Source organism: Enterobacter cloacae complex sp. P27C (assembly GCF_014895705.1).
GTDB lineage: Bacteria > Pseudomonadota > Gammaproteobacteria > Enterobacterales > Enterobacteriaceae > Enterobacter > Enterobacter bugandensis.
The window spans coordinates 107,044-132,415 of record NZ_JADBQB010000006.1 but is presented as its reverse complement, the minus strand read 5'-3'; the positions used below and the strand labels follow the sequence as shown (position 1 = coordinate 132,415).

General features: G+C 56.3%; 23 protein-coding genes and 1 other RNA gene. 7 read left to right on the top strand and 17 right to left on the bottom strand.

Going from position 1 to position 25,372, the window contains the following annotated elements:
* Positions 1–254 precede the first annotated feature (254 nt).
* Positions 255–1,235 (top strand): tRNA-modifying protein YgfZ, encoded by a 981-nt coding sequence (gene ygfZ, locus IM291_RS13910; protein WP_028014323.1) that lies wholly within the window; start codon positions 255–257, stop codon positions 1,233–1,235.
* 87 nt (positions 1,236–1,322) lie between these two features.
* Here the strand turns inward: ygfZ and IM291_RS13905 are convergent, their stop codons facing one another.
* Positions 1,323–1,982: a hemolysin III family protein gene (locus IM291_RS13905; protein WP_023331242.1), complete on the bottom strand. Its 660-nt coding sequence runs from the start codon at positions 1,980–1,982 to the stop codon at positions 1,323–1,325.
* A gap of 265 nt (positions 1,983–2,247) precedes the next feature.
* On the opposite strand from IM291_RS13905, the gene IM291_RS13900 reads away from it, so the two are divergent.
* Positions 2,248–2,979 carry a MurR/RpiR family transcriptional regulator gene (locus IM291_RS13900; protein ID WP_028014325.1) on the top strand — a complete coding sequence of 244 codons (732 nt, stop codon included), beginning with the start codon at positions 2,248–2,250 and terminating at the stop codon, positions 2,977–2,979.
* Positions 2,980–3,095: 116 nt separating this feature from the next.
* Positions 3,096–4,529 carry a 6-phospho-beta-glucosidase BglA gene (bglA, locus tag IM291_RS13895; RefSeq protein WP_028014326.1) on the top strand — a complete coding sequence of 478 codons (1,434 nt, stop codon included), beginning with the start codon at positions 3,096–3,098 and terminating at the stop codon, positions 4,527–4,529.
* 36 nt (positions 4,530–4,565) lie between these two features.
* On the opposite strand, the gene IM291_RS13890 is transcribed toward bglA, so the two are convergent.
* The 8 genes from IM291_RS13890 to IM291_RS13855 all read right to left on the bottom strand — a co-directional run bounded on the left by IM291_RS13890 (position 4,566) and on the right by IM291_RS13855 (position 14,588).
* Complete coding sequence (locus tag IM291_RS13890) at positions 4,566–5,309, bottom strand: SDR family oxidoreductase (RefSeq protein WP_182080243.1); 744 nt, start codon at positions 5,307–5,309, stop codon at positions 4,566–4,568.
* A gap of 68 nt (positions 5,310–5,377) precedes the next feature.
* A complete protein-coding gene (gcvP, locus tag IM291_RS13885; RefSeq protein WP_028014328.1) occupies positions 5,378–8,251 on the bottom strand; it encodes an aminomethyl-transferring glycine dehydrogenase in 2,874 nt (957 codons plus the stop codon).
* A 118-nt stretch (positions 8,252–8,369) separates the two neighbouring features.
* Entirely contained in the window at positions 8,370–8,759 is a 390-nt protein-coding gene (gene gcvH, locus IM291_RS13880) for a glycine cleavage system protein GcvH (RefSeq protein ID WP_008499718.1), read from the bottom strand.
* Positions 8,760–8,782: 23 nt separating this feature from the next.
* Positions 8,783–9,877, bottom strand: a complete 1,095-nt coding sequence (gcvT, locus tag IM291_RS13875) for a glycine cleavage system aminomethyltransferase GcvT (protein ID WP_192987119.1) — start codon at positions 9,875–9,877, stop codon at positions 8,783–8,785.
* 397 nt (positions 9,878–10,274) lie between these two features.
* A complete protein-coding gene (ubiI, locus tag IM291_RS13870; protein ID WP_045629982.1) occupies positions 10,275–11,477 on the bottom strand; it encodes an FAD-dependent 2-octaprenylphenol hydroxylase in 1,203 nt (400 codons plus the stop codon).
* Positions 11,478–11,489: 12 nt separating this feature from the next.
* The gene (ubiH, locus tag IM291_RS13865) at positions 11,490–12,668 is read right to left on the bottom strand and encodes a 2-octaprenyl-6-methoxyphenyl hydroxylase (protein WP_192987117.1); all 1,179 of its coding nucleotides are present in this window, start codon (positions 12,666–12,668) and stop codon (positions 11,490–11,492) included.
* Positions 12,665–13,978, bottom strand: a complete 1,314-nt coding sequence (pepP, locus tag IM291_RS13860; protein ID WP_192987233.1) for a Xaa-Pro aminopeptidase — start codon at positions 13,976–13,978, stop codon at positions 12,665–12,667. Before pepP ends, ubiH begins: the two co-directional genes overlap by 4 nt.
* 31 nt (positions 13,979–14,009) lie before the next feature.
* Positions 14,010–14,588, bottom strand: coding sequence for a YecA family protein (locus IM291_RS13855; RefSeq protein WP_028014333.1), 579 nt, complete (start codon positions 14,586–14,588; stop codon positions 14,010–14,012).
* 167 nt (positions 14,589–14,755) lie between these two features.
* Between IM291_RS13855 and zapA the strand changes: the two genes are divergently transcribed.
* The 3 genes from zapA to IM291_RS13840 all read left to right on the top strand — a co-directional run bounded on the left by zapA (position 14,756) and on the right by IM291_RS13840 (position 15,931).
* Entirely contained in the window at positions 14,756–15,085 is a 330-nt protein-coding gene (zapA, locus tag IM291_RS13850) for a cell division protein ZapA (RefSeq protein WP_006811891.1), read from the top strand.
* Between the two features lie 41 nt (positions 15,086–15,126).
* Positions 15,127–15,310, top strand: a non-coding RNA gene (ssrS, locus tag IM291_RS13845) — 6S RNA.
* 24 nt (positions 15,311–15,334) lie between these two features.
* On the top strand, positions 15,335–15,931 hold the full coding sequence (locus tag IM291_RS13840; protein ID WP_192971649.1) for a 5-formyltetrahydrofolate cyclo-ligase: 597 nt from the start codon (positions 15,335–15,337) through the stop codon (positions 15,929–15,931).
* Positions 15,932–16,027: 96 nt separating this feature from the next.
* On the opposite strand, the gene serA is transcribed toward IM291_RS13840, so the two are convergent.
* Both serA and rpiA read right to left on the bottom strand, forming a co-directional pair.
* Positions 16,028–17,260: a phosphoglycerate dehydrogenase gene (serA, locus tag IM291_RS13835; RefSeq protein ID WP_041908347.1), complete on the bottom strand. Its 1,233-nt coding sequence runs from the start codon at positions 17,258–17,260 to the stop codon at positions 16,028–16,030.
* Positions 17,261–17,526: 266 nt separating this feature from the next.
* Positions 17,527–18,186 (bottom strand): ribose-5-phosphate isomerase RpiA, encoded by a 660-nt coding sequence (gene rpiA, locus IM291_RS13830; protein ID WP_003860091.1) that lies wholly within the window; start codon positions 18,184–18,186, stop codon positions 17,527–17,529.
* A gap of 127 nt (positions 18,187–18,313) precedes the next feature.
* On the opposite strand from rpiA, the gene argP reads away from it, so the two are divergent.
* Entirely contained in the window at positions 18,314–19,207 is an 894-nt protein-coding gene (argP, locus tag IM291_RS13825; RefSeq protein WP_003860089.1) for a DNA-binding transcriptional regulator ArgP, read from the top strand.
* 43 nt (positions 19,208–19,250) lie between these two features.
* On the opposite strand, the gene IM291_RS13820 is transcribed toward argP, so the two are convergent.
* The 6 genes from IM291_RS13820 to epd all read right to left on the bottom strand — a co-directional run bounded on the left by IM291_RS13820 (position 19,251) and on the right by epd (position 25,300).
* Positions 19,251–19,982, bottom strand: coding sequence for an oxidative stress defense protein (locus tag IM291_RS13820; RefSeq protein ID WP_014885152.1), 732 nt, complete (start codon positions 19,980–19,982; stop codon positions 19,251–19,253).
* A 92-nt stretch (positions 19,983–20,074) separates the two neighbouring features.
* A complete protein-coding gene (gene argO / locus IM291_RS13815) occupies positions 20,075–20,710 on the bottom strand; it encodes an arginine exporter ArgO (protein ID WP_047367435.1) in 636 nt (211 codons plus the stop codon).
* A 144-nt stretch (positions 20,711–20,854) separates the two neighbouring features.
* The gene (mscS, locus tag IM291_RS13810; protein ID WP_003860082.1) at positions 20,855–21,709 is read right to left on the bottom strand and encodes a small-conductance mechanosensitive channel MscS; all 855 of its coding nucleotides are present in this window, start codon (positions 21,707–21,709) and stop codon (positions 20,855–20,857) included.
* A gap of 186 nt (positions 21,710–21,895) precedes the next feature.
* The gene (fbaA, locus tag IM291_RS13805; RefSeq protein ID WP_008499731.1) at positions 21,896–22,975 is read right to left on the bottom strand and encodes a class II fructose-bisphosphate aldolase; all 1,080 of its coding nucleotides are present in this window, start codon (positions 22,973–22,975) and stop codon (positions 21,896–21,898) included.
* A gap of 92 nt (positions 22,976–23,067) precedes the next feature.
* Positions 23,068–24,231 (bottom strand): phosphoglycerate kinase, encoded by a 1,164-nt coding sequence (gene pgk / locus IM291_RS13800; protein ID WP_028014337.1) that lies wholly within the window; start codon positions 24,229–24,231, stop codon positions 23,068–23,070.
* Positions 24,232–24,280: 49 nt separating this feature from the next.
* Positions 24,281–25,300 (bottom strand): erythrose-4-phosphate dehydrogenase, encoded by a 1,020-nt coding sequence (gene epd, locus IM291_RS13795; RefSeq protein WP_192987116.1) that lies wholly within the window; start codon positions 25,298–25,300, stop codon positions 24,281–24,283.
* Between the last annotated feature and the right edge of the window lie 72 nt (positions 25,301–25,372).

The window sequence follows — 25,372 nt, the reverse complement described above, 5'->3', positions numbered from 1 at the left end:
GTTTTCTGTTCTTAATTTCTCTACGGGGACACCAGCTAGTGTAACGTGTTTTTGACCGTTTCATTACTGGAATATTGCGTTTGACGAGCTGGCTTCCAGAATAATCCCTACATAGACAGCGGATTACACTATTTTGCGTAGCGCTACGCATAACCCGTTTATGGCACAAATGGTCTGCTGAAAGCGCTTGCAATGCCTGCAGGCTCTTTTACCATTAGGCATTATCAAAGCGTTAAGCAATTCAGGATACCGTTATGGCCTTTACACCATTTTCTCCTCGCCAGCCCGCCGCCTCTGCGCGTCTGCCGCTGACGCTTATTTCTCTTGATGACTGGGCGCTGGCAACCCTCTCCGGCGCCGACGCCGAAAAATACTTGCAGGGTCAGGTGACTGCGGATGTTGCGCAGTTGACTGAACACCAGCATCTGCTGGCCGCGCACTGCGATCCTAAGGGCAAAATGTGGAGCAACCTGCGTCTCTTCCGCCGTCAGGACGGTTTTGCCTTTATTGAGCGCCGCAGCCTGCGCGATGCGCAGCTCAAAGAACTGAAAAAATACGCGGTCTTTTCCAAAGTCACCATCGCCCCGGACGATGAACATGTTCTGCTGGGCGTGGCGGGCTTCCAGGCGCGTGCGGCGCTGAAAAATCTGTTTGCTGAACTGCCGGATGCTGAAAAACAGGTGGTCAGCGAGGGCGCGACTTCTATCCTGTGGTTTGAACACCCGGCAGAGCGCTTCCTGTTAGTCACGGATGCCGCAACAGCCGAACGTGTGACCGAGGCGCTGCGCGGCGAAGCGCAGCTCAACAACAGCCAGCAGTGGCTGGCGCTGAACATCGAAGCGGGTCTGCCGGTAATTGACGCAGCCAACAGCGCGCAGTTTATTCCTCAGGCAACTAACCTGCAGGCGCTGGGGGGCATCAGCTTTAAAAAAGGCTGCTACACCGGTCAGGAAATGGTCGCGCGTGCAAAATTCCGTGGGGCAAACAAACGCGCGTTGTGGACACTGGCAGGCCATGCCAGCCGCGTACCGGAAGCAGGTGAAGACTTAGAACTGAAGATGGGCGACAACTGGCGCCGCACCGGTACCGTATTAGCCGCAGTCCAGCTGGACGATGGCCGTCTTTTGGTACAGGCTGTAATGAACAACGACATGGAAGCGGACAGCGTGTTCCGCGTGCGCGACGACGCGAATACGTTGAGTATTGAGCCGCTACCGTATTCACTGGAAGAGTGATGCTCTATCGCCCGGTGGCGCTGCGCTTACCGGGCCTACGGGTGCAAATCCAGGTCGGGTAAGGCGAAGCCGCCACCCGACAACAAACTAAACCTGCCCCACGTACAAATAAATCGCCAAAAAGTGGCACACGCTGCCGCCCAGCACAAAGCCGTGCCAGATGGCATGGTTGTATGGGATGCGCTTGCAGACGTAGAAAATAACGCCCAGCGAGTAGACCACACCGCCCACCGCCAGCAGCGTGACGCCCCCTACTGCCAGCTTAATCGCCAGTTGATACACCACAATCAGCGACAGCCAGCCCATCGTCAGATAGGTGACCAGCGACAACACTTTAAACCGGTGCGCAATGGTCAGCTTAAACAGGATCCCCAGCAGCGCCAGGCTCCAGATAACAATCATCAGGCCGCGCGACAGCGGTGAGTTTAGCCCCACCAGCAGGAAAGGCGTATAGGTACCCGCAATCAGCAGATAGATAGCGCAGTGGTCAAATTTCTTAAGCCATATTTTGGCCCGCTGATGCGGAATCGCGTGATAGAGCGTCGAGGCCAGGAACAGCAGGATCATACTTCCGCCATACAGGCTATAGCTGGTAATGGCCATCGCGCTGGCATTGGTATCCACCGCCTGTACCAGCAATAACACTAAACCAACAATCCCAAACACCAGGCCAATGCCGTGGCTGATGCTGTTGGCTACTTCCTCAGCCAGCGAATATCCCTGTGCGATTAATGGTCTGCTCGCCATACTAAACTCCGGGAAAACTAAAGATGATTATTCATCGCATGACTATGCTAACTGAGAATGATTCCAGTGAACACCTGTTAGCTAAAATAATTTTAAAGTAAATTTTTATAATAAAAATCAAAAACATAAACGAAAAATTCACCTGGCATTTGTTCACATAAAAATTTAAGCGTTACTAATCAATGGCATAAAATTGGCTCCTGCCGTCTGGCTGCATGATATGATGGATAAATGAGGTCTGAATGAGAGTTTTGCCACTGTGAGTATGTTCACCCACTCCGCCATTGCCAGTCTCAATAACCTGGAAATGATGGTCTACAACTATGTCATCAAAAACCGGGACAAAGTGATGTACATGACCATCCGCGAGCTGGCGGATGCGGCCGGCGTCTCAACCACCACTATCCTGCGCTTTTGCCGCAAGCTCAACTGCGAAGGGTATTCTGAATTTCGCGTGCGCTTTAAGCTCTATCTTGAGCAGAACGAGCCCCAGCAGGCGAATTTCGGCGCCAGCGAAATTATCAGCTTCTTTAAAAGCGTGAATAATGAAGAGTTCGACGCGCTATTAAATGACGCGGTAAATATCATTTTGTCTTCCGAGCGAATTATATTTGTCGGGGCGGGCACGTCAGGCTCTTTGGCCAAATATGGCGCACGCTTCTTTTCAAATATTGGTAAATTCAGTAATCATATTGATGACCCTTATTTCCCGGTCACCAATGATATGGCGAAAAATGCGCTGGCGATTGTGCTCTCCGTCTCGGGCGAAACCGAGGAGATCCTGCGCTTCGCCAGCCAGTTCAGCCTGCATCACTGCAAGGTGCTCTCTATCACCAGCCACGAGCACTCGCGCCTGGCAAAACTGGCGGACTTTAATCTCTCCTGGCACGTTCCCCAGACGCGAATTGGCGGCGTCTACGATATCACCACGCAAATTCCCGTCATTTATATTCTGGAATCTCTCGGACGCAAGCTGGCGAAAAAACTGACGGAATAAAACACCCTGTTTTTTCGATGTGACAAATCACAATTTTCGCAAATTGTTATATCGTGACATTCAATTTCGCTTTGCTAGACTCAATGCCAATAAGCCATTTATTGAGAATAGCAGCGATGAAAAAAATAACCTTACCGAAAGATTTTTTATGGGGCGGCGCGGTTGCCGCTCATCAGGTTGAAGGCGGCTGGAACAAAGGCGGCAAAGGGCCAAGCATTTGCGACGTGCTGACCGGCGGCGCACACGGCGTGCCGCGCGAAATCACGCAGGAGGTGGTGCCGGGTAAATACTACCCAAACCACGAAGCCATCGACTTCCACGGCCACTATAAAGAAGACATCAAGCTATTTGCCGAGATGGGCTTCAAGTGTTTCCGTACCTCTATCGCCTGGACACGCATCTTCCCGAAAGGTGACGAAACGCAGCCAAACGAAGAAGGGCTGAAGTTTTACGACGACATGTTCGATGAGCTGCTGAAGTACAACATCGAACCGGTGATCACCCTCTCCCACTTCGAAATGCCGCTGCACCTGGTGCAGGAGTACGGTAGCTGGACCAACCGCAAAGTGGTCGATTTCTTCGTGCGCTTCGCGGAAGTGGTGTTTGAGCGCTACAAGCACAAGGTCAAATACTGGATGACCTTCAACGAAATCAACAACCAGCGCAACTGGCGCGCCCCGCTGTTCGGCTACTGCTGCTCGGGCGTGGTCTACACCGAACATGACAACCCGGAAGAGACCATGTACCAGGTGCTGCACCACCAGTTTGTGGCCAGCGCCCTGGCGGTGAAAGCCGCGCGCCGCATCAACCCGGAGATGAAAGTCGGCTGCATGCTGGCGATGGTGGCGCTCTATCCGTTCTCCTGCAAGCCTGAAGACGTGATGTTCGCCCAGGAATCCATGCGCGAGCGCTATGTCTTTACCGACGTCCAGCTGCGTGGTTACTACCCGTCCTACGTGCTGAACGAGTGGGAGCGCCGCGGCTTTTCCATCAAAATGGAGGCGGGCGACGAGCAGATCCTGCGTGAAGGTACCTGCGACTACTTAGGCTTCAGCTACTACATGACCAACGCGGTGAAGGCGGAAGGCGGCACAGGTGACGCCATTTCCGGCTTTGAAGGCAGCGTGCCGAACCCGCACGTGAAGGCGTCCGACTGGGGCTGGCAGATTGACCCGGTGGGCCTGCGTTATTCCCTGTGCGAACTTTACGAGCGTTACCAGAAGCCGCTGTTTATCGTTGAAAACGGCTTCGGCGCCTACGACAAGGTGGAAGAAGACGGCAGCATCAACGATGACTATCGCATCGACTATCTGCGTGCCCACGTGGAAGAGATGATCAAAGCCGTCACGCACGATGGCGTAGATCTGATGGGCTATACGCCGTGGGGCTGCATCGACTGCGTGTCGTTCACTACCGGTCAGTACAGCAAGCGCTACGGCTTTATCTACGTCAACAAGCACGACGACGGCACGGGCGACATGTCTCGCTCCCGTAAGAAGAGCTTCGAGTGGTATAAAGGCGTGATTGCCAGCAACGGCGAGAAACTTTAACGCCGGGCGCCGTACCCTCTCCCTTTTGGGAGAGGGTTACTTCCCACCAGCCAGCTCGATAAAACTGCCCGTCACGTAAGACGCCTTCTCGCTCAGCAGCCAGACAATCGCCTGCGCCACCTCTTCCGGCTGGCCGCCGCGCTGCATCGGCAGTAACGATTTCACGCGATCCACTCGCCCCGGCTCTCCGCCGGAAGCATGGATATCGGTATAGATCAGGCCCGGACGGACGCAGTTGACGCGAATGCCCTGCGCCGCCACCTCCAGCGATAGCCCGGTTGTCAGCGAATCTACCGCGCCTTTGGAAGCAGCGTAATCGACATATTCACCCGGCGCGCCCAGACGAGACGCGGCGGAAGAGACATTCACAATCGCCCCGCCCTTGCCGCCATGCTTGATGGACATGCGTTTCACCGCTTCACGACAGCAGAGAAAGTAGCCCGTGACGTTGGTCGCCAGCACGCGGTTAATGCGCTCTGCGGAGAGATTCTCAATGGTGGATTGCTCAAACAGAATGCCTGCATTATTGACCAGCGCGCGAAGCGGCTCACCTTCACGATCGATGCTGTCAAACATCGCCAGCACCTGAGCTTCATCGCTGATGTCCGCACGCACGGCAAACGCTTTACCGCCGGCCTCAACGATCTGATTGATAACGTCCGTCGCGGCTTTAATGTTGTGGTAATAGTTCACCGCCACGGTGTAGCCTTCACGTGCCAGCTGCAGCGCGGTGGCTTTCCCAATGCCCCGGCTCGCGCCGGTGACCAGTGCAATTGCCATTCACAACCTCCAGATAAAAAAAAGCCGGGTGGCGCTTACGCTTACCCGGCCTACAGTATGGCAAATACTTACTGGTATTCGCTCATCGGCACGCAGGAGCAGAACAGATTACGGTCGCCGTAAACGTCATCAAGACGCTTCACGGTCGGCCAGTATTTGTTTGCCACGCCTGCCGGGAAGACGGCCAGCTCGCGGGAGTAACCGTGGTTCCACTCTGCCACCATCTCGTGCTGGGTGTGCGGGGCGTTGACCAGCGGGTTATCTTCCAGCGTCCATTCGCCGTCCTGCACGCGGTCGATCTCCATGCGGATGGCCAGCATCGCGTCGATAAAGCGGTCCAGCTCGGCTTTGCTTTCAGACTCGGTCGGCTCCACCATCAGCGTCCCCGCAACCGGGAACGACATGGTTGGTGCGTGGAAGCCGTAGTCGATCAGACGCTTGGCGATATCCAGCTCGCTGATGCCGGTCTGCTCTTTCAGCGGACGAATATCCAGAATGCACTCGTGCGCCACGCGACCGTCGCGGCCGGTATAGAGCACCGGGAAGGCGGACTTCAGGCGAGTCGCAATGTAGTTGGCGTTCAGAATAGCCACCTGGCTCGCCTGCTTCAGCCCTTCCGCGCCCATCATGCGGATGTACATCCAGCTGATTGGCAGGATTGATGCGCTACCGAACGGGGCCGCAGAGACCGCGCCCTGACGGGTCAGCATGCCTTCAATCTGCACCACGCTGTGGCCCGGCACAAACGGCGCCAGGTGCGCTTTCACGCCGATTGGTCCCATGCCCGGGCCGCCACCACCGTGCGGAATGCAGAAGGTTTTATGCAGGTTCAGGTGCGACACGTCCGCGCCGATAAAGCCCGGAGAGGTAATGCCCACCTGAGCGTTCATGTTCGCGCCGTCGAGGTATACCTGACCGCCAAACTGGTGCACCACTTCGCACACTTCACGGATGGTCTCTTCGTACACGCCGTGGGTGGACGGGTAGGTCACCATGATGCAGGAGAGCTTGTCGCCCGCCTGCTCGGCTTTCGCACGCAGGTCGGCCAAATCGATGTTGCCGTTCTTATCGCACGCGACCACCACCACTTCCATGCCCGCCATCTGGGCTGAGGCCGGGTTGGTGCCGTGGGCGGAGCTTGGGATCAGGCAGATATCGCGGTGACCTTCGTTACGGCTTTCGTGATAGTGACGGATCGCCAACAGGCCCGCGTATTCACCCTGCGCGCCGGAGTTCGGCTGCATGCAGAGCGCGTCGTAACCGGTCAGCTTCACCAGCCAGTCTGAAAGCTGGTTGATCATCATGTGATAGCCTTCCGCCTGTTCTGGCGGGCAGAACGGGTGCAGTTCGGAGAACTCAGGCCAGGTAATCGGGATCATCTCTGCCGCGGCGTTCAGCTTCATGGTGCAGGAGCCCAGCGGGATCATCGCCTGGTTCAGCGCCAGATCCTTGCGCTCCAGAGAGTGCATATAGCGCATCATCTCGGTTTCGCTGTGGTAGCGATTGAACACCGGGTGAGTCAGGATCGCGTCATTGCGCAGCATGCTTTCCTGAATGGAGCGGCTGTCGAGCGCGACCTCTTTGTCGAGCGTATCAACGTCCAGACCGTGTGCGTCGCCCAGCAACACGCTGAACAGGCTCAGGATATCGTCGCGAGTGGTGCTTTCATCCAGCGTAATGCCGACCGCGTTGTGGATGTCGCTGCGCAGGTTGATTTCTGCTGCATTCGCGCGCGCCAGCACGGCGGCTTTGTCTGCCACTTCCACGCACAGGGTGTCGAAGTAGTGCGCGTGGCGCAGCTTGAGGCCCTTCTGCTGCAGGCCGCAGGCCAGAATATCGGCCAGGCGGTGAATGCGGCTGGCAATGCGCTTCAGGCCAGCCGGACCGTGGAATACCGCATACAGGCTGGCGATGTTTGCCAGCAGTACCTGGGAAGTACAGATGTTGGAGTTCGCTTTCTCGCGGCGGATATGCTGCTCGCGGGTCTGCATCGCCATGCGCAGCGCGGTATTACCGGCAGCATCTTTTGACACGCCAATGATACGGCCTGGCATGGAGCGTTTGAATTCATCTTTCGCGCCGAAGAACGCCGCGTGCGGGCCGCCGTAGCCCATCGGCACGCCGAAGCGCTGCGCGGAGCCGAATACAATATCCGCGCCCTGTTTGCCCGGCGCCGTCAGCAGCACCAGCGCCATAAAATCGGCGGCAACGCTGACAACCACTTTGCGGGATTTCAGCTCGGCAATCAGCGCGCCGTAGTCGTGAACTTCGCCGGTGGTACCCACCTGCTGCAGCAGCACGCCGAAGACGTCCTGGTGATCCAGCACTTTGTCGGCGTCGTCGACGATCACCTCAAAACCGAAGGTTTCTGCACGGGTGCGCACCACGTCCAGCGTCTGGGGATGCACGTCCGCCGCCACGAAGAAGCGGTTAGCATTTTTCAGCTTGCTCACGCGTTTTGCCATCGCCATCGCTTCGGCAGCGGCGGTCGCTTCATCCAGCAGAGAGGCGGAAGCGATATCCATACCGGTCAGATCCAGCGTCACCTGCTGGAAGTTCAGCAGCGCTTCCAGACGCCCCTGGGAGACTTCTGGCTGATAAGGGGTGTAAGCGGTGTACCAGCCCGGGTTTTCCAGCATGTTGCGCAGGATAACCGGCGGTAACTGCACGTTGGTGTAGCCCATGCCAATGTAAGACTTATAGCGCTTGTTGAGGCCTGCAATAGCCTTCAGCTCCGCCAGCGCGGCGAACTCCGTGGTGGCTTCCCCTACCTGAGGCGGCGTGGCAAGCTGGATGTCTTTTGGCACAATCTGGCCGATCAGTGCGTCTAATGAATCCGCGCCAACCGTCTTCAGCATCTCCTGCTGTTGCTGAGCATCCGGCCCAATGTGACGTTCAATGAAGGCGCCACGGTTTTCAAGCTGGCTTAAAGTCTGTGTCATGAGCGATGGTTCCTGATACGTGCAGTGAATCGTAGTTATCTGTAACGCTGTTGCCCGGTGGCGCTACCGCTTACCGGGCCCTGTAAGCCGGATAAGCGCAGCGCCATCCGGAACAACGTTATTCGTCTTCCAGTAGTGCTTCGTACGCGGTTGCATCCAGCAGCGCGGCAACTTGCGATTCGTCGCTGGCTTTGATCTTGAAGATCCAGCCGCCTTCATAAGGCTCGCTGTTGACCAGCTCTGGCGAATCGCTCAGCGCGTCGTTGACCGCAACAATCTCACCGCTTACCGGTGCGTAGATGTCAGACGCCGCTTTTACGGACTCCGCCACGGCGCAGTCGTCGCCCGCGCTAACGGTCGTGCCCACGTCAGGCAGGTCAACAAACACCATGTCGCCCAGCAGCTCCTGCGCGTGCTCGGTGATCCCTACGGTGTAAGTGCCGTCCGCCTCTTTGCGCAGCCACTCGTGTTCTTTGCTGTATTTCAGTTCTGCTGGCACATTGCTCATTGAAGTTCTCCTGATAAAAATAGTTAGGCGACCGGCTTACCGGCGCGAACAAAAATCGGTTTGGTCACGTTGACCGGCATTTCGCGGTTGCGGATCTGCACCACCGCCGTTTCGCCAATGCCTGCCGGCACGCGTGCCAGTGCAATACTGTAGCCCAGCGTCGGGGAGAAGGTTCCGCTGGTGATCACGCCTTCGCGATGATTGCCGTCAGCATCGGTAAAGCGCACCGGCAGCTCGCCGCGCAGCACGCCTTTTTCCTTCATCACCAGTCCCACCAGCTGTTCGGTGCCCTTCTCGCGCTGCATCTCCAGCGCTTCACGGCCAATAAAATCACGGTCAGCCGGTTCCCACGCGATGGTCCAGCCCATGTTAGCCGCCAGCGGAGAGACGCCTTCATCCATTTCCTGACCGTAGAGGTTCATGCCCGCTTCCAGACGCAGCGTATCGCGCGCGCCCAGGCCCGCAGGCTTCACGCCCGCTTCTACCAGCGCACGCCAGAAATCGGCAGCTTTCTCGTTCGGCATCGCAATTTCGTAGCCCGCTTCACCGGTATAGCCGGTGGTGGCGATAAACAGATCCCCCGCCTGCACGCCGAAGAACGGCTTCATGCCTTCGGTGGCGGTGCGCTGCTCGTCGTTAAAGAGAGAGGCGGCTTTTGCCTGCGCGTTTGGTCCCTGCACGGCGATCAGCGACAGATCGTCACGGACGGTGATGTCGACGGCATAAGGTTCGGCGTGTTGGGTGATCCAGGAGAGGTCTTTTTCGCGGGTGGCGGAGTTTACAACGAGGCGGAAGAAATCTTCAGTGAAGTAGTAGACGATAAGGTCGTCAATCACGCCGCCCGAGGCATTCAGCATGCCGGTATAGAGCGCTTTACCCGGCGTCTTCAGTTTGGCGACGTCGTTTGCCAGCAGATAACGCAAAAACTCCCGGGTGCGGCTACCGCGCAGATCGACAATCGTCATGTGGGACACGTCGAACATACCGGCATCGGTGCGCACCGCGTGGTGCTCATCAATCTGCGAGCCGTAGTGCAGCGGCATCATCCAGCCATGGAAGTCCACCATGCGGGCGCCGCATAACACGTGTTGTTCGTACAAAGGAGTCTGTTGAGCCATCTTGTCCTCGTTGAAAAATTCACCGTGAAACCCGGTATCGGCCTCGTTCCCGAATGCCGACGCAAACGTTCTCTTTTACCTGAACTTACCACCGAAACCGGCGGTTAACCATAAGGTAAAACGGGTCATCACATTAGCTTATGACCAAAAAACGCTGAAAAGCCTACAGAGTTATTCACTGGAAAAATGCGATTAACCCCGCACAAAATTAACAATGATCTAACAGGATTTAGCACATGGTGATATTTCATGCGGAAAAATGGGCCGAATTTCCGTCACGTAAAAATCACGACATGAGAATAACTAATGCGAAAAATGGCGTGGAATTAGAATATTTCAAACGAGGGGATTTCCCCGACGCAGAGGCCGGGAAAATAAAGTGTGACGGGGATCGAGGTTAGCGTAACCAGTCGGGAAGATCGTTAAGACCCATTGCCTGACGAAGAAGTTGAGGTTTGACGCCGGGAAGGGTGTCGGCCAGCTTGAGGCCGATATCGCGCAGCAGTTTTTTCGCCGGATTTGCCCCGGCAAACAGCTCGCGGAAGCCCTGCATTCCTGCCAGCATCATCGCCGCACTGTGCTTGCGGCTGCGCTCGTAGCGACGCAGATACAGATGCTGGCCGATATCTTTACCCTCACGGTGCAGGCGACGCAGTTCTTCCACCAGTTCCGCCGCGTCCATAAAGCCGAGGTTAACGCCCTGCCCGGCCAGCGGATGAATGGTATGGGCAGCATCCCCCACCAGCGCCAGACGGTGCGCGGCAAACTGACGCGCGTAGCGGCCGGTTAACGGGAAAACCAGCCGCTCGCTTTCAAGCGTGCACAGGCCAAGGCGATTATCAAACGCCACGCACAGCGCCTGGTTAAAGGCCTCCGGCGTCGCATCCTGCATCTGCTGCGCTTTCTCCGGCACCAGGGACCAGACTATCGAGCACAGGTGCGGATCGGCAAGCGGCAGGAACGCCAGTATGCCGTCGTTGTGGAAAATCTGCCGCGCAACGCCGCCGTGCGGCTCTTCAGTACGGATCGTTGCCACCATCGCATGATGGCGGTAATCCCAGTACGTTAGCGGGATATCAGCCTTGTTGCGCAGCCAGGAGTTAGCGCCGTCGGCACCGACCACCAGACGCGCGGTCAGCATGTCGCCGCTTTGCAGGGTGATAAACGCCTCGTTTTCGCCCCATGCCACCTGCTGGATCTGCGCAGGCGCAATTAGCGTCACGTCGCTGCACTGCTCTGCTTTCTGCCACAGCGCGTGGTGGATCACCGCATTCTCTATGATATGCCCCAGATGGCTATAGCCCATGCTTTCATCATCAAAGGCAATATGGCCAAAGCTGTCTTTGTCCCACACTTCCATGCCGTGATAGCAGCTGGCGCGCTGGGCGACGATATCTGACCAGACGCCGAGACGCGTCAAAAGCTTTTCGCTGGCCGCGTTAATCGCCGACACGCGGAGTTCCGGCGGGGCATCTGATGCGACAGGCTGGGGCTGCTTTTGCTCCAGCACGGCCACGCGCAGGCCGCTGCCCTGTAATCCACAGGCCAGCGCCAGTCCAACCATTCCGCCGCCAACGATGGCTACATCAACATTTTGCACAGTGATAACTCCTTAACGCGCGACCCAACCCAGGGTCCGCTGCGCCAGCACGTCACGTGCCGGAATGAACAGTTCCATCGCCATCAGCCCGAGGTTGCGACCAACAACCAGCGGCGCCCAGCGATTGGCAAAGAGATGGACTAAACCATCAGTGACGCCAATTGTCGCCTCTTTATCGGCCTGACGTCGCGTCTGGTAATGGCTTAGCACCGGGTAAGCGCCACAGTCTTTTTGTTCGCTCCACGCCTGCGAAAGCGTTTCGGCCAGGCTCATCACATCCCGTAGGCCAAGGTTAAAGCCCTGACCGGCGATGGGGTGGAGGGTTTGCGCCGCGTTGCCGACCAGCACCACGCGGTGAGAAACAGACTGTGATGCCGTGGTTAACGACAGCGGATAGACCGCACGTTTCCCGGCATGGGTAATACGCCCCAGCCGCCAGCCAAAGGCTTTCTGCAGCTCGGTACAAAAACGTTCGTCGGACCAGGATTTAACCTCTTCTGCCTTTTCCTGCGGGTGGCACCAGACCAGCGAGCAGCGCCCGTCCGTCATCGGCAGCATCGCCAGCGGGCCGTGCTGGGTGAAGCGCTCAAACGCCCGGCCGTTGTGTTCTGCTGCGGTCGAGACGTTCGCGATGACCGCGACCTGCCCGTAAGGCTGCTGCCGCCACTCTACCCCGCACTGGGTGCCGAGCGCCGAGCGCGACCCGTCAGCCGCCACCAGAAGCTGTCCGTCAAGCACGGTGCCATTGTCCAGCGTTACGCTGACCGCGTCTTCACTGCGGGTGAAGCTGGCAACGCGAGCCGGGCAGTGCAGCGTAACGCCCGGCGCGTCCTGCAACAGGCGGAACAGGCGCAGGCCAATATCGTGCAGTTCAACGACCTGACCCAGCGCGTCAATACGGTAATCATGGGCATCCAGCGTCACAAACCCGGCATGACCGCGATCGCTCACGTGCACGGTATTAATGGCGGTAGCGCAGTCGGCGATGGCCTGCCAGATGCCAATGCGGGATAGCTGCTGGCAGGTGCCCTGCGCCAGGGCAATGGCGCGGGAATCAAACCCAGGGTGATTCTTCGCCTGCGGCGCGACGGCTTCAACCAGATGCACCGGAAGCTGCCCCTTCGTCAAATGCGAGATGGCTAACGCCAGCGTGGCGCCAGTCATGCCGCCGCCAACGATAATCACGCTCATACGCGCGCCGCTGCCATCAGCGCCTCGATATCGTCCGCTTTTTTCACCACGCTCGCGGTCAGGTTTTCGTTGCCGGTTTCGGTGATGACGATGTCGTCTTCAATACGAATGCCAATTCCGCGGTATTCCTCTGGCACGTCGGCATCCGGCGCGATGTACAGGCCTGGCTCGACGGTCAGCACCATGCCCGGTTCAAGCACGCGCGAACGTTCAGGGCCGTACGCGCCCACGTCGTGCACGTCCAGCCCCAGCCAGTGGCTCAGGCCGTGCATAAAGTACGGGCGGTGAGCATTCTCGGTAATCAGGGTATCGATATCCCCTTTGAGGATCCCAAGCTTAACCAGCCCGGTAAGCATGATGCGCACCACCTCACCGGTCACCTCCTGAATGGAGGTGCCCGGGCGATACAGCTTCAGCGCCGTCTCGAGTGATTCGAGAACGATGTCATAAATCGCCCGCTGCGCTGGCGAAAACTTGCCGTTCACCGGGAAGGTACGCGTGATGTCGCCCGCGTAGCCCTGATATTCGCAACCGGCGTCAATCAGCACCAGATCGCCGTCGCGCAGCGCGCTTTCGTTTTCGGTGTAGTGCAGAATGCAGCCGTTTTCCCCGCCGCCAACGATGGTGTTGTAGGAGGGATAACGCGCGCCGTGGCGGTTAAATTCGTGGTGAATTTCGCCTTCCAGCTGGTATTCAAACATTCCGGGACGACATTTTTCCATCGCGCGGGTGTGCGCCAGGGCGCTGATTTCGCCCGCACGGCGCAGCACGTTCAGCTCTTCTTCAGATTTGAACAGACGCATCTCGTGCACCACCGGACGCCAGTCCGTGAGGGTGGCGGGCGCGGACAGGTTCTGCCGCGAGCCTTTACGCAGTTTTTCCAGCGCGTTGAAAACAATCTCATCGGCGTAGGCGTATTCGCCCTGCGCGTGGTAGAGCACGTCGAGGCCATTAAGCAGTTGATAGAGCTGCTGGTTGATTTCGCTAAACGCCAGCGCGCGGTCAACGCCCAGCTTTTCCGGGGCGGCCTCTTGCCCTAAGCGGCGGCCAAACCAAATCTCAGCGGTTAAGTCTCGTACGCGGTTGAAAATCACGCTGTGGTTGTGGGTGTCATTGCTCTTAATCAGCACCAGCACCGCTTCCGGCTCGTTGAAGCCGGTGAAGTACCAGAAATCGCTGCTCTGGCGATAGGGGTATTCGCTGTCGGCGCTGCGCGTCACTTCCGGCGCGGCAAAAATTAGCGCCGCGCTTCCCGGCTGCATGTTTGCCAGCAGCGCCTGACGACGGCGCAAATACTCTTGTTGCGAGATAACCATGACACCCTCCTGTGCGTTATTTTTCTTAATGTAAGGTTGGCTTGCGAACTTCCGGCGCGGTCGGCTGCGAGCGCGTAAAGTTGTCGTGGCACAGCAGCGCCGCCACGCGCACGTACTCGATGATCTCTTCGAGAGACATTTCCAGCTCTTCCTGATCTTCCTCTTCATCGTAGCCAAGCTGGGCGATGTTGCGCAGATCGTCAATCGCTTCACCCGCTTCGCCAGTGACTTTATCAAGCTTAGGCTGGGTGACGCCCAGGCCAAGCAGATAGTGGTTTACCCACCCCGCGAGCGCATCGGCGCGATCGAAGACGCTGACATCGTCGCCTTCAGGCAGATAAAGCTGAAAAAGGAAGCCATCGTCTTCCAGCGAATCGCTGGTTGCCGCGTGCATTTTTCGCAGCGCTTCCGCCAGTTCGTGGCCAAACGCCAGCCCTTCGTTGGTGAGGTCGTGGATCAGCGGCTGCCATGAGCTGTCGCTGTTTCCGCCGCACAGTATGCCGCTGATCAGACCGTGCATTTCGGCAGGGGTAAGACCGACTCCCTGCTGGTTAAGTAACTGGTTTAAATCTTTGTAACCAGGCATTTCGTTCTGTATAGACATACGCATTCGTCATCAAAGGGAGGATATTCATGATATGCTACCACTTTGGACCCTGGTGATACCAGAAAAGGGCTTGTATCTTCACATCAGGGTAGCTATAGTGTCGCCCCTTCGCAGCCCCCGGGGCAGTAAGCGAAGGGAGCGCAGTCAATCAGCAGGAAGGTGGCATGTCTGCACAACCCGTCGATCTCCAGATTTTTGGCCGTTCACTGCGAGTGAATTGTCCACCTGAACAAAGGGATGCTTTGAATCAGGCTGCGGACGATTTGAATCAGCGGTTGCAAGATCTAAAAGAACGCACTAGAGTCACAAATACTGAGCAGCTGGTTTTCATCGCCGCGTTGAACATCAGCTATGAACTGACTCAGGAAAAAGCGAAGACCCGCGATTACGCGGCTAGCATGGAGCAGCGCATTAAAATGCTCCAGCAGACCATTGAACAGGCGTTGCTTGATCAAGGTCGCAATCCCGAAAGACCGGGACCAAAGTTTGAATAACACTTCGCAGTTGACTATGGTAGAGTAACTGTGAAGACAAAATTTCTCTGAGATGTTTGCAAGCGGGCCAGTCCCCTGAGCCGATATTTCATACCACAAGAATGTGGCGCTCCATGGTTGGTGAGCATGCTCGGTTCGTCCGAGAAGCCTTAAAACTATGACGACACATTCACCTTGAACCAAGGGTTCAAGGGTTACAGCCTGCGGCGGCATCTCGGAGATTCCCTCTCTCTTCTTCTACCGACTACCATGACTCAATTCCCTGAAGTTTCTGCTTCACGCCAGGATATCCGTCAGCTCATTCGCCAGCGTCGTCGCGCCCTGACGCCTGAACAACAAGCACACTTTGCGCAGCAAGCCGCTGCCCGCATGATGGCCTATCCGCCCGTGGTGATGGCAAACACCGTCGCGCTCTTTCTCTCGTTTGACGGCGAACTGGACACACAGCCGCTTATCGACCAGCTCTGGCGCGCCGGGAAAAAAGTTTACCTGCCGGTACTGCATCCGTTCAGCCGGGGCAATCTGCTGTTTCTGCACTACCATCCGCACAGCGAGCTGGTGGTGAATCGTCTGAAAATTACCGAGCCGAAACTCGACGTGCGCGACGTATTACCGCTGTCACAGCTGGACGTGCTGATTACGCCGCTGGTGGCGTTTGATGAACAGGGCCAGCGATTAGGCATGGGCGGGGGGTTCTATGACAGAACGCTGCAAAACTGGCAGCAGTATGGGTTGCAGCCGGTAGGGTATGCGCATGATTGCCAGGCTGTAGAAGCCTTGCCGGTGGAGAAATGGGATGTGCCGCTGCCGGCGGTGGTGACGCCCAGCAAAATCTGGGTCTGGTAGAATAAAGCCGGGTGGCGCTTACGCTTACCCGGCCAACAAAAACTCAACGTAGGTCGGGTAAGGCGTAGCAGCCACCCGACACCACAGATCGCACCATCAGTACAACAGACGCGCGCGAATCGTTCCCGGAATGGCCTTCATGCTCTGCAACGCTTTTTCAGCCACGTCTTCATCCGCTTCGATATCAATGACCACATAGCCCATCTGCGAGTTGGTCTGCAGATACTGGGCGGCAATGTTGACGCTCTGCTCGGCAAAAATCTGGTTAATTGCGGTCAGCACGCCAGGACGGTTTTCGTGGATGTGCAGCAGACGACGACCGCCGTGCAGCGGCAGAGACACTTCCGGGAAGTTCACAGCAGAGAGCGTAGAACCGTTGTCGGAGTATTTGCTCAGCTTACCCGCCACTTCCAGACCGATATTCTCCTGCGCTTCCTGAGTAGAACCGCCGATGTGCGGCGTCAGGATCACGTTGTCGAATTCGCACAGCGGAGAGTTAAACGGATCGCTGTTGGTGGCCGGTTCCGTCGGGAACACGTCGATGGCCGCCCCCGCCAGATGCTTACGCTTCAGCGCATCGCACAACGCAGGGATATCGACCACCGTACCACGCGCGGCGTTGATCAGCAGAGATCCCGGCTTCATCAGCGCCAGCTCTTCCGCGCCCATCATGTTTTTGGTGGAGGCGTTTTCCGGCACGTGCAGGCTGACCACGTCGCTCATGTTCAGCAGGTCAGACAGATGCTGTACCTGCGTCGCGTTACCCAGCGGCAGCTTGCTTTCGATATCGTAGAAGTAGACGTGCATCCCCAGCGATTCCGCCAGGATCCCCAGTTGGGTACCGATGTGGCCGTAGCCGATGATACCCAGCTTTTTACCACGGGCTTCGTATGAGCCCGCGGCCAGTTTGTTCCACACGCCGCGGTGCGCTTTGGCGTTAGCTTCCGGGATACCGCGCAGCAGCAGCAGCAGCTCGCCAATTACCAGCTCCGCCACGGAACGGGTGTTAGAGAACGGGGCGTTAAAGACCGGGATACCGCGTTTTGCGGCAGCGTTCAGGTCGACCTGGTTGGTGCCGATGCAGAAACAGCCAATAGCAACCAGCTTTTCTGCCGCGGCAATCACGTCTTCAGTCAGATGGGTACGGGATCGCAGGCCAATGAAGTGGGCATCACGGATGGCGGCTTTCAGCTCTTCCGTGTCCAGCGCGCCTTTGTGAAATTCGATGTTGGTGTAACCCGCCGCACGAAGGCTATCAAGCGCTTTCTGATGCACGCCCTCGACCAGCAGGAATTTAATCTTGTCTTTCTCCAGTGATACCTTTGCCATTTCCCCGACCCTGTTTTTATCTGAACTGATGTTGTGCTGGATTGAAATCCGCTGTAGCCAACATATCAAAAAAAACTATTGCAGCAATATGAACGTTTGCGTCGGCACTCTGAAGAAAAGTCATACAGGGCAAAATGACAGAGTAAAATGCTGAGGAAATTTACAAACGTGGCAGGATCGGCAAAAGAGGCGGAAAAGCGTGACACAAGTCACCAAATTTAGCTTTTCAAAAATTTTTTAGCGGGGGGAGCACTCCCCCCATCAGATCATTTTACGATGGTTTTCACACCGTCAGCCGTACCGATCAGCGCCACATCCGCGCCGCGGTTGGCAAATAACCCTACGGTGACGACGCCTGGAATGCCGTTGATGGCGTTTTCCAGCGCAATCGCGTCGAGAATCTCCAGACCGTGAACATCGAGGATGACGTTACCGTTGTCGGTGACCACGCCCTGACGGTATTCCGGACGGCCGCCCAGCTTCACCAGCTGACGGGCAACCGCACTGCGCGCCATCGGGATCACTTCAACCGGCAGCGGGAAATTACCCAGAATGTCGACCTGCTTGGAGGCATCCGCGATGCAGATGAACTTGTCCGCCACGGAGGCGATGATCTTTTCACGGGTCAGCGCCGCGCCGCCGCCTTTGATCATCTGCATATGGCCGTTGATTTCATCCGCGCCATCAACGTAAATGCCCAGACGATCCACTTCGTTGAGATCGAAAACGGTAATGCCGAGGCTTTTCAGCTTTTCCGTGGACGCATCGGAGCTGGAAACCGCGCCCTCGATCTGCCCCTTCATCGTGCCCAGTGCATCGATAAAGTGCGCCGCCGTTGACCCCGTACCAACACCGACAATGGTCCCTGGCTGTACGTACTGGAGAGCGGCCCATCCTACTGCTTTTTTCAGTTCATCCTGCGTCATGATCGTTTTGCCTGTGGTGTGAAAACTCAGGGCGCATTATAGAACACGTCGAATGGATTTCGTCTGTCAGGAAGGGAAAATTGTGTCATAGTGCAGATTAAGCAAAATTTAGGAGCCAGCCAGAGCAATGAAACGTCCGGACTACAGAACACTACAGGCACTTGATGCAGTTATTCGTGAACGCGGCTTTGAGCGCGCAGCGCAAAAGCTGTGCATCACCCAGTCCGCCGTATCACAACGTATCAAACAGCTTGAAAACATGTTCGGGCAGCCGCTGCTGGTGCGTACCGTACCGCCGCGCCCAACGGAGCAAGGTCAAAAGCTTCTCGCCCTGCTGCGTCAGGTTGAACTGCTGGAAGACGAGTGGCTGGGTGACGAACAAACGGGTTCCACGCCGCTGCTGCTCTCGCTGGCGGTGAACGCCGACAGTCTGGCGACCTGGCTGCTGCCGGCTCTTGCGCCGGTGCTGGCCGACTCCCCTATCCGCCTGAATCTTCAGGTCGAAGATGAAACCCGCACCCAGGAGCGCCTGCGTCGCGGCGAAGTGGTTGGGGCGGTCAGTATCCAGCCTCAGGCCCTGCCAAGCTGTCTTGTCGATCAGCTGGGCGCGCTCGACTACCTGTTTGTCGGTTCAAAAGCCTTTGCGGAGCGCTACTTCCCGAATGGCGTCACCCGCGCCGCGCTGCTGAAAGCCCCTGCCGTGGCGTTCGACCATCTGGACGATATGCACCAGGCGTTTTTGCAGCAAAACTTCGACCTGCCGCCGGGCAGCGTGCCGTGTCATATCGTTAACTCGTCCGAAGCTTTCGTGCAGCTGGCGCGTCAGGGCACCACCTGCTGCATGATCCCGCATTTACAGATTGAGAAAGAGTTGAAAAGCGGTGAGCTGATTGACCTGACGCCGGGGCTGTATCAGCGCCGGATGCTCTACTGGCACCGTTTTGCGCCGGAAAGCCGCATGATGCGCAACGTGACTGATGCGCTGCTGGCATTTGGACATAAGGTGTTGAGACAGGATTAAAATGAAAAGCCGGGTGGCGGCTACGCCTTACCCGGCCTATTGATTATTGTGCAGGTTTCGGCTGTGCTGCAACGGGTTCCAGCTGGAACACCACATCAACCTGATCGTCGAACTGAATCGTTGGCTGCTCGTAGGTTTCCTGAGCAGAAACCGGCGCGGCGTCCGCCTTCATCATCCGAACCATCGGGCTTGGCTGGTAGTTAGAGACGTGGTAACGCACGCTGTATACCGGGCCAAGCTTGCTCTTGAAGCCAGACGCCAGCTGTTCCGCCTGATGAATGGCATCATCAATCGCCGCTTTACGCGCTTCGTCTTTGTATTTCTCCGGTTGCGCAACGCCCAGCGACACGGAACGGATTTCGTTCAGGCCGGCCTTCAGCGCACCGTCCAGCAGAGAGTTCAGCTTGTCCAGCTGACGCACGGTCACTTCCACAGTGCGCACGGCGCGATAGCCTTTCAGGATACTTTTGCCGTTCTGGTAGTCGTAATCGGGCTGGGTACGCAGGTTCGCAGAGCTGATGTCTTTTTTAGCAACACCGTTCTGTTCCAGGAAAGAGAGATATTGCGCAACACGATCGTCTGCCTGTTTTTTGGCGGAAGCGGCATCTTTTGCAGCCACATTCACTTCAATTGCCAGGGTTGCAACATCCGGTACCGCGTCCACGCTTGCGGTGCCTGACGTGACGATGTGCGGGCCATCCGGCAGTTCACTTGCCTGCGCCGACACCGCACCTAAACTTACTAATGCCGCGAGGGCCATCACTTTAAACTTCACTGTCATTCCTCCATGTTGCGAAGAGTGCCCCAACAACAGGGCTCATGCCAGCAAGCTTAGCGGGTCTTGCTCAGTTGTCCATAAGACAAGGATTAGTTGAACAATTCCTGGACGTGGTGAATGCCCTCTTTTGCCAGCTGAAAAGCAATAAACCACATCACCAGCCCCACCAGGGTATTAATAATGCGCTGGGCTTTGGCAGTCCGCAGACGAGGCGCCAGCCATGCCGCCAGAATGGCGAGACCGAAGAACCAGAGGAAAGAGGCGCTGACCGTGCCGAGCGCAAACCAGCGTTTCGGCTCAACGTCCAGCTGTCCGCCCAGGCTGCCCAGCACTACGAAGGTGTCGAGGTAGACGTGCGGATTTAGCCAGGTGACCGCCAGCATGGTGACGATAATCTTCCAGCGGCCCTGCTTCATCACTTCGGCGCTTGCCAGCTCAATGTTGCTGCTCATCGCCGTTTTCAACGCACCGAATCCGTACCACAGCAGAAACGCCACGCCGCCCCAGGTCACCAGCGCTAGCAGCCAGGGGGACTGCATCAGCAGCGCGCTGCCGCCAAAAATGCCGGCGCAAATCAGCAGCAGATCGCTCACCGCGCACAGCAGGGCAATCATCAGATGATACTGGCGACGAATGCCCTGATTCATCACGAAGGCGTTTTGCGGGCCGAGGGGTAAAATCATGGCCGCACCTAAGGCAAGCCCTTGAAAATAATAAGATAGCATGACGATTTTCTCGCAGTGTTGTTCTGGAGGCTGACTATACTGCGCGAATCACATTAGAGGAAATGGATAATATTAATTGGGTATTAGCGGAGCTTATGAAAGTAAAGCCCGGTGGCGCAAGCGCTTACCGGGCTACGGGTGACGTTATTCTGCTTCTTTGACTTTTTTGACGTTTACGTCCATCTGCGGGTAAGGGAAGCTGATGCCGTTGGCGTCGAAATCGCGCTTGATGCGCTCCAGCACATCCCAGTAAACGTTTTGCAGATCGCTGCTTTTGCTCCAGATACGCACCACGAAGTTAATAGAGGAAGCACCCAGTTCATTCAGGCGAACCGTCTGCTCGCGGTCCTTCAGAATGCGGTCGTCAGAGGCGATGATATTTGCGATCAGCGACTTCACCTGATCGATATCGGAATCATACGCCACGCTGATGATGAGCTCGTTACGACGCACCGGCTCGCGGGAGAAGTTAATGATATTGCCCGCAATGATTTTCCCGTTCGGTACCACCACAATACGACCATCGACGGTACGCAGGGTGGTAGAGAAAATCTGTACCTGCAACACGGTACCGGCGATGCCGCCAAGGTCAACATATTCACCGGAACGGAACGGACGGAAAGTCACCAGCAGTACGCCCGCCGCCAGGTTTGAAAGCGAGCCCTGCAGTGCCAGACCAATGGCCAGACCGGCGGCACCAAGAACGGCAATCACGGAGGCGGTTTGCACCCCAACACGGCCCAGCGCGGCAATCAGCGTAAAGGCAATGATGCCGTAGCGCACCAGTGCGGAGAGGAAGTCAGCCACCGTGGCGTCAATGTGTCGCGCGACCATCACACGGTTGACGGCGTTCGACACGATACGCGCCACGATCATCCCGACGATGATGATGGCAATCGCCGCGACAATGTTCACGGCATAGCTCAGCAGCAGGGCCTGGTTGCGCACCAGCCAGTTGCCGGCGTTATTGATGCTGTCTACAACATCGAGTTGTTCCATTTATTCTTCCTTTTGTTAAACCAAAACACAAAATCCATCCCCCATGGAGACAGGCAGGTCAGTAAAGGGTAAACAAAAAGCACCGGCTTTGCCAAACAGATCACAAAAACAGGTATTGCAGGATATTGAAAAAGCATAAAAAAAGGCCCGCATTTGCGGGCCTTCTGATGCTGTCAGCAGCTCAAATTACAGAACGTCGATCGCGTTCAGTTCTTTGAAAGCCTGCTCCAGACGGGTCACCATGGACGTCTGAGCAGCGCGCAGCCATACGCGTGGATCGTAGTATTTCTTGTTCGGCTGGTCTTCGCCTTTCGGGTTGCCCAGCTGGCCCTGCAGGTAAGCTTCGTTCGCTTTGTAGTACTGCAGGATACCGTCCCAGGTTGCCCACTGGGTGTCGGTATCGATGTTCATTTTCACTACGCCGTAGCTTACGGAGTCTTTGATTTCCTGAGCAGAAGAACCGGAACCGCCGTGGAAGACGAAGTTCAGGCTGTTGTGCGGCAGGTTGTGTTTCTTGGAAACGTATTCCTGAGAATCGCGCAGAATGGTCGGGGTCAGAACCACGTTACCTGGCTTATAAACGCCGTGTACGTTACCGAAGGACGCTGCAATGGTGAAGCGCGGGCTGATTTTGCTCAGCTCGGTGTAAGCGTAATCAACGTCTTCTGGCTGGGTGTACAGGGCAGAAGCGTCCATGTGGCTGTTGTCCACGCCGTCTTCTTCACCACCGGTGCAACCCAGTTCGATTTCCAGGGTCATGTCCATTTTGGCCATGCGCGCCAGGTACTTAGAGCAGATTTCGATGTTTTCGTGCAGTGACTCTTCAGACAGGTCGATCATGTGAGAAGAGAACAGTGGCTTACCGGTTGCCGCGAAGTGTTTTTCACCCGCGTCCAGCAGACCGTCGATCCACGGCAGCAGTTTCTTCGCGCAGTGGTCAGTGTGCAGGATAACTGGAACACCGTAGTGTTCAGCCATCTGGTGAACGTGGTGCGCACCAGAGATAGCACCCAGGATAGCAGCACCCTGAGGAATGTCAGTTTTCACGCCTTTACCTGCGATGAACGCAGCGCCGCCGTTAGAGAACTGAACGATAACCGGTGCTTTAACTTTTGCAGCGGTTTCCAGTACGGCGTTGATGGAGTCGGTACCGACGCAGTTAACTGCTGGCAGAGCGAAGTTGTTTTCTTTAGCTACCTGGAACACTTTCTGTACGTCATCACCAGTGATTACGCCAGGTTTTACGAAATCAAAAATTTTAGACATGTTGCTTAGTCCTGTATCTTCGGCCGTTAGAAAAGGTGCGAGCTCTTAAAAGCGCGCTGAAAATTGGGCAGGTTTCCCTGCCCTTGAATGGCTTACTTCTTAGCGCGCTCTTCGAGCATTGCTACTGCTGGCAGTACTTTGCCTTCCACGAATTCGAGGAATGCGCCGCCACCAGTGGAGATGTAGGAGATCTTGTCAGCGATACCGAACAGGTCGATTGCTGCCAGGGTGTCACCACCGCCTGCGATAGAGAACGCTTCGCTGTCTGCGATTGCGTTAGCCACGATTTCAGTCCCTTTGCGGAAGTTCGGGAATTCGAACACGCCAACAGGACCGTTCCACAGGATAGTTTTTGCGTTTTTGAGGATTTCAGCCAGTTTCTGTGCAGAAACGTCGCCCAGGTCCAGAATCTGCTCTTCGTCTTTGATGTCGTTTACAGATTTCAGGGTCGCGGTTGCGGTTTCGGAGAACTCGGTCGCCACGCGAACGTCAGTTGGAACCGGGATATCACAGGTACCCAGCAGGCGTTTGGCTTCGTCAACCAGGTCTGCTTCGTACAGGGATTTACCCACGTTGTGGCCCTGAGCGGCAACGAAGGTGTTCGCGATACCACCGCCCACGATCAGCTGGTCAGCGATTTTAGACAGGGAATCCAGAACGGTCAGTTTGGTAGACACTTTAGAACCACCAACGATAGCGACCATTGGGCGAGCAGGTTCTTTCAGTGCTTTACCCAGTGCTTCCAGTTCGTCAGCCAGCAGAGGACCCGCACACGCGACGTCTGCGAATTTACCGATACCGTGGGTAGATGCCTGCGCACGGTGCGCGGTACCGAATGCATCCATCACGAATACGTCGCACAGTGCAGCGTATTTTTTGGACAGGGTTTCGTCGTCTTTCTTTTCGCCTTTGTTGAAGCGAACGTTTTCCAGAACAACCAGCTCACCTTCGGCAACGTCTACGCCGTCCAGGTAATCTTTAACCAGGCGAACCGGGTTGGACAGTTTGTCTTTCAGGTAATTAACAACCGGCAGCAGAGAGAACTCTTCGTTGTACTCGCCTTCAGTTGGACGGCCCAGGTGGGAGGTGACCATCACTTTAGCGCCCTGCTTCAGAGCCAGTTCAATGGTTGGCAGAGATGCACGGATACGCGCGTCGCTGGTCACTTTGCCATCTTTAACCGGTACGTTCAGATCGGCACGGATGAAAACGCGTTTACCTGCCAGATCCAGATCGGTCATCTTAATTACAGACATGGTGAATCCTCTCGTTGATTCTTAAAGTTTTGCAAGCGCAAGGTGCGCTCTACCTGAAACCTTTTGCGGCCATGGCTAACGTGGTGTCGAGCATTCGGTTAGCAAAGCCCCATTCGTTATCACACCAGACCAGCGTCTTGATAAGGTGCGCACCACTGACTCGCGTCTGCGTGCCATCCACGATGGCGCTGTGCGGGTCGTGGTTAAAATCTACTGAGACCAACGGTAATTCCGTATAGTCAACTATACCATGAAATGCTCCCTGTGCCGCTTTTTGCAGCAACAGGTTGACTTCACAGGCTTTTACCGGTTTTTTCACCGTCACGCTGAGGTCGATTGCGGTGACGTTTATCGTCGGAACACGCACGGCAATCGCTTCGAAACGGTCATTAAACTGCGGGAAAATTCGGGTGATCCCTGCAGCCAGTTTCGTGTCCACCGGGATGATTGACTGGCTCGCCGCGCGAGTGCGTCGTAAATCCGGGTGATAGGCGTCGATAACCTGCTGATCGTGCATGGCGGAGTGAATCGTGGTTACGGTGCCGGATTCAATGCCATACGCATCGTCTAACAGTTTGATGACCGGAATAATGCAGTTGGTGGTGCAGGAGGCGTTGGAAACAATGCGGTGTTCGGCTTGCAGCTCTTGCTGGTTGACGCCAAACACGACGGTCGCGTCGAGGTCGTTACTTCCGGGATGAGAAAACAGGACTTTTTTCGCGCCTGCTGCCAGATGCGCTTCGCCGTGTTCGCGGTTGCCATACACACCGGTACAGTCAAGCACGACATCCACACCCAGTTCACGCCAGGGTAGCCCGGAAATGCTGTTCTCATGCAGCACACGAATAGCGTCATCACCCACAAAAAGCTGATCTCTTTCCTGGCGCACATCCCAGGCGAAGCGTCCGTGGCTGGTGTCATACTTCAATAAATGCGCCATGCCAGCAGCATCCGCCAGTTCATTGATTGCCACCACGGTGATTTCCGCCCGACGTCCGGATTCATACAAAGCACGAACCACATTACGCCCGATGCGACCGAAGCCATTAATCGCTACGCGTACGGTCATAGATCTCCTGCAAAGCAATCCCTGAGTTTGAGGTGGCTGAAAGAGTAATCCAGCGACGCCCGAAGGGGAATC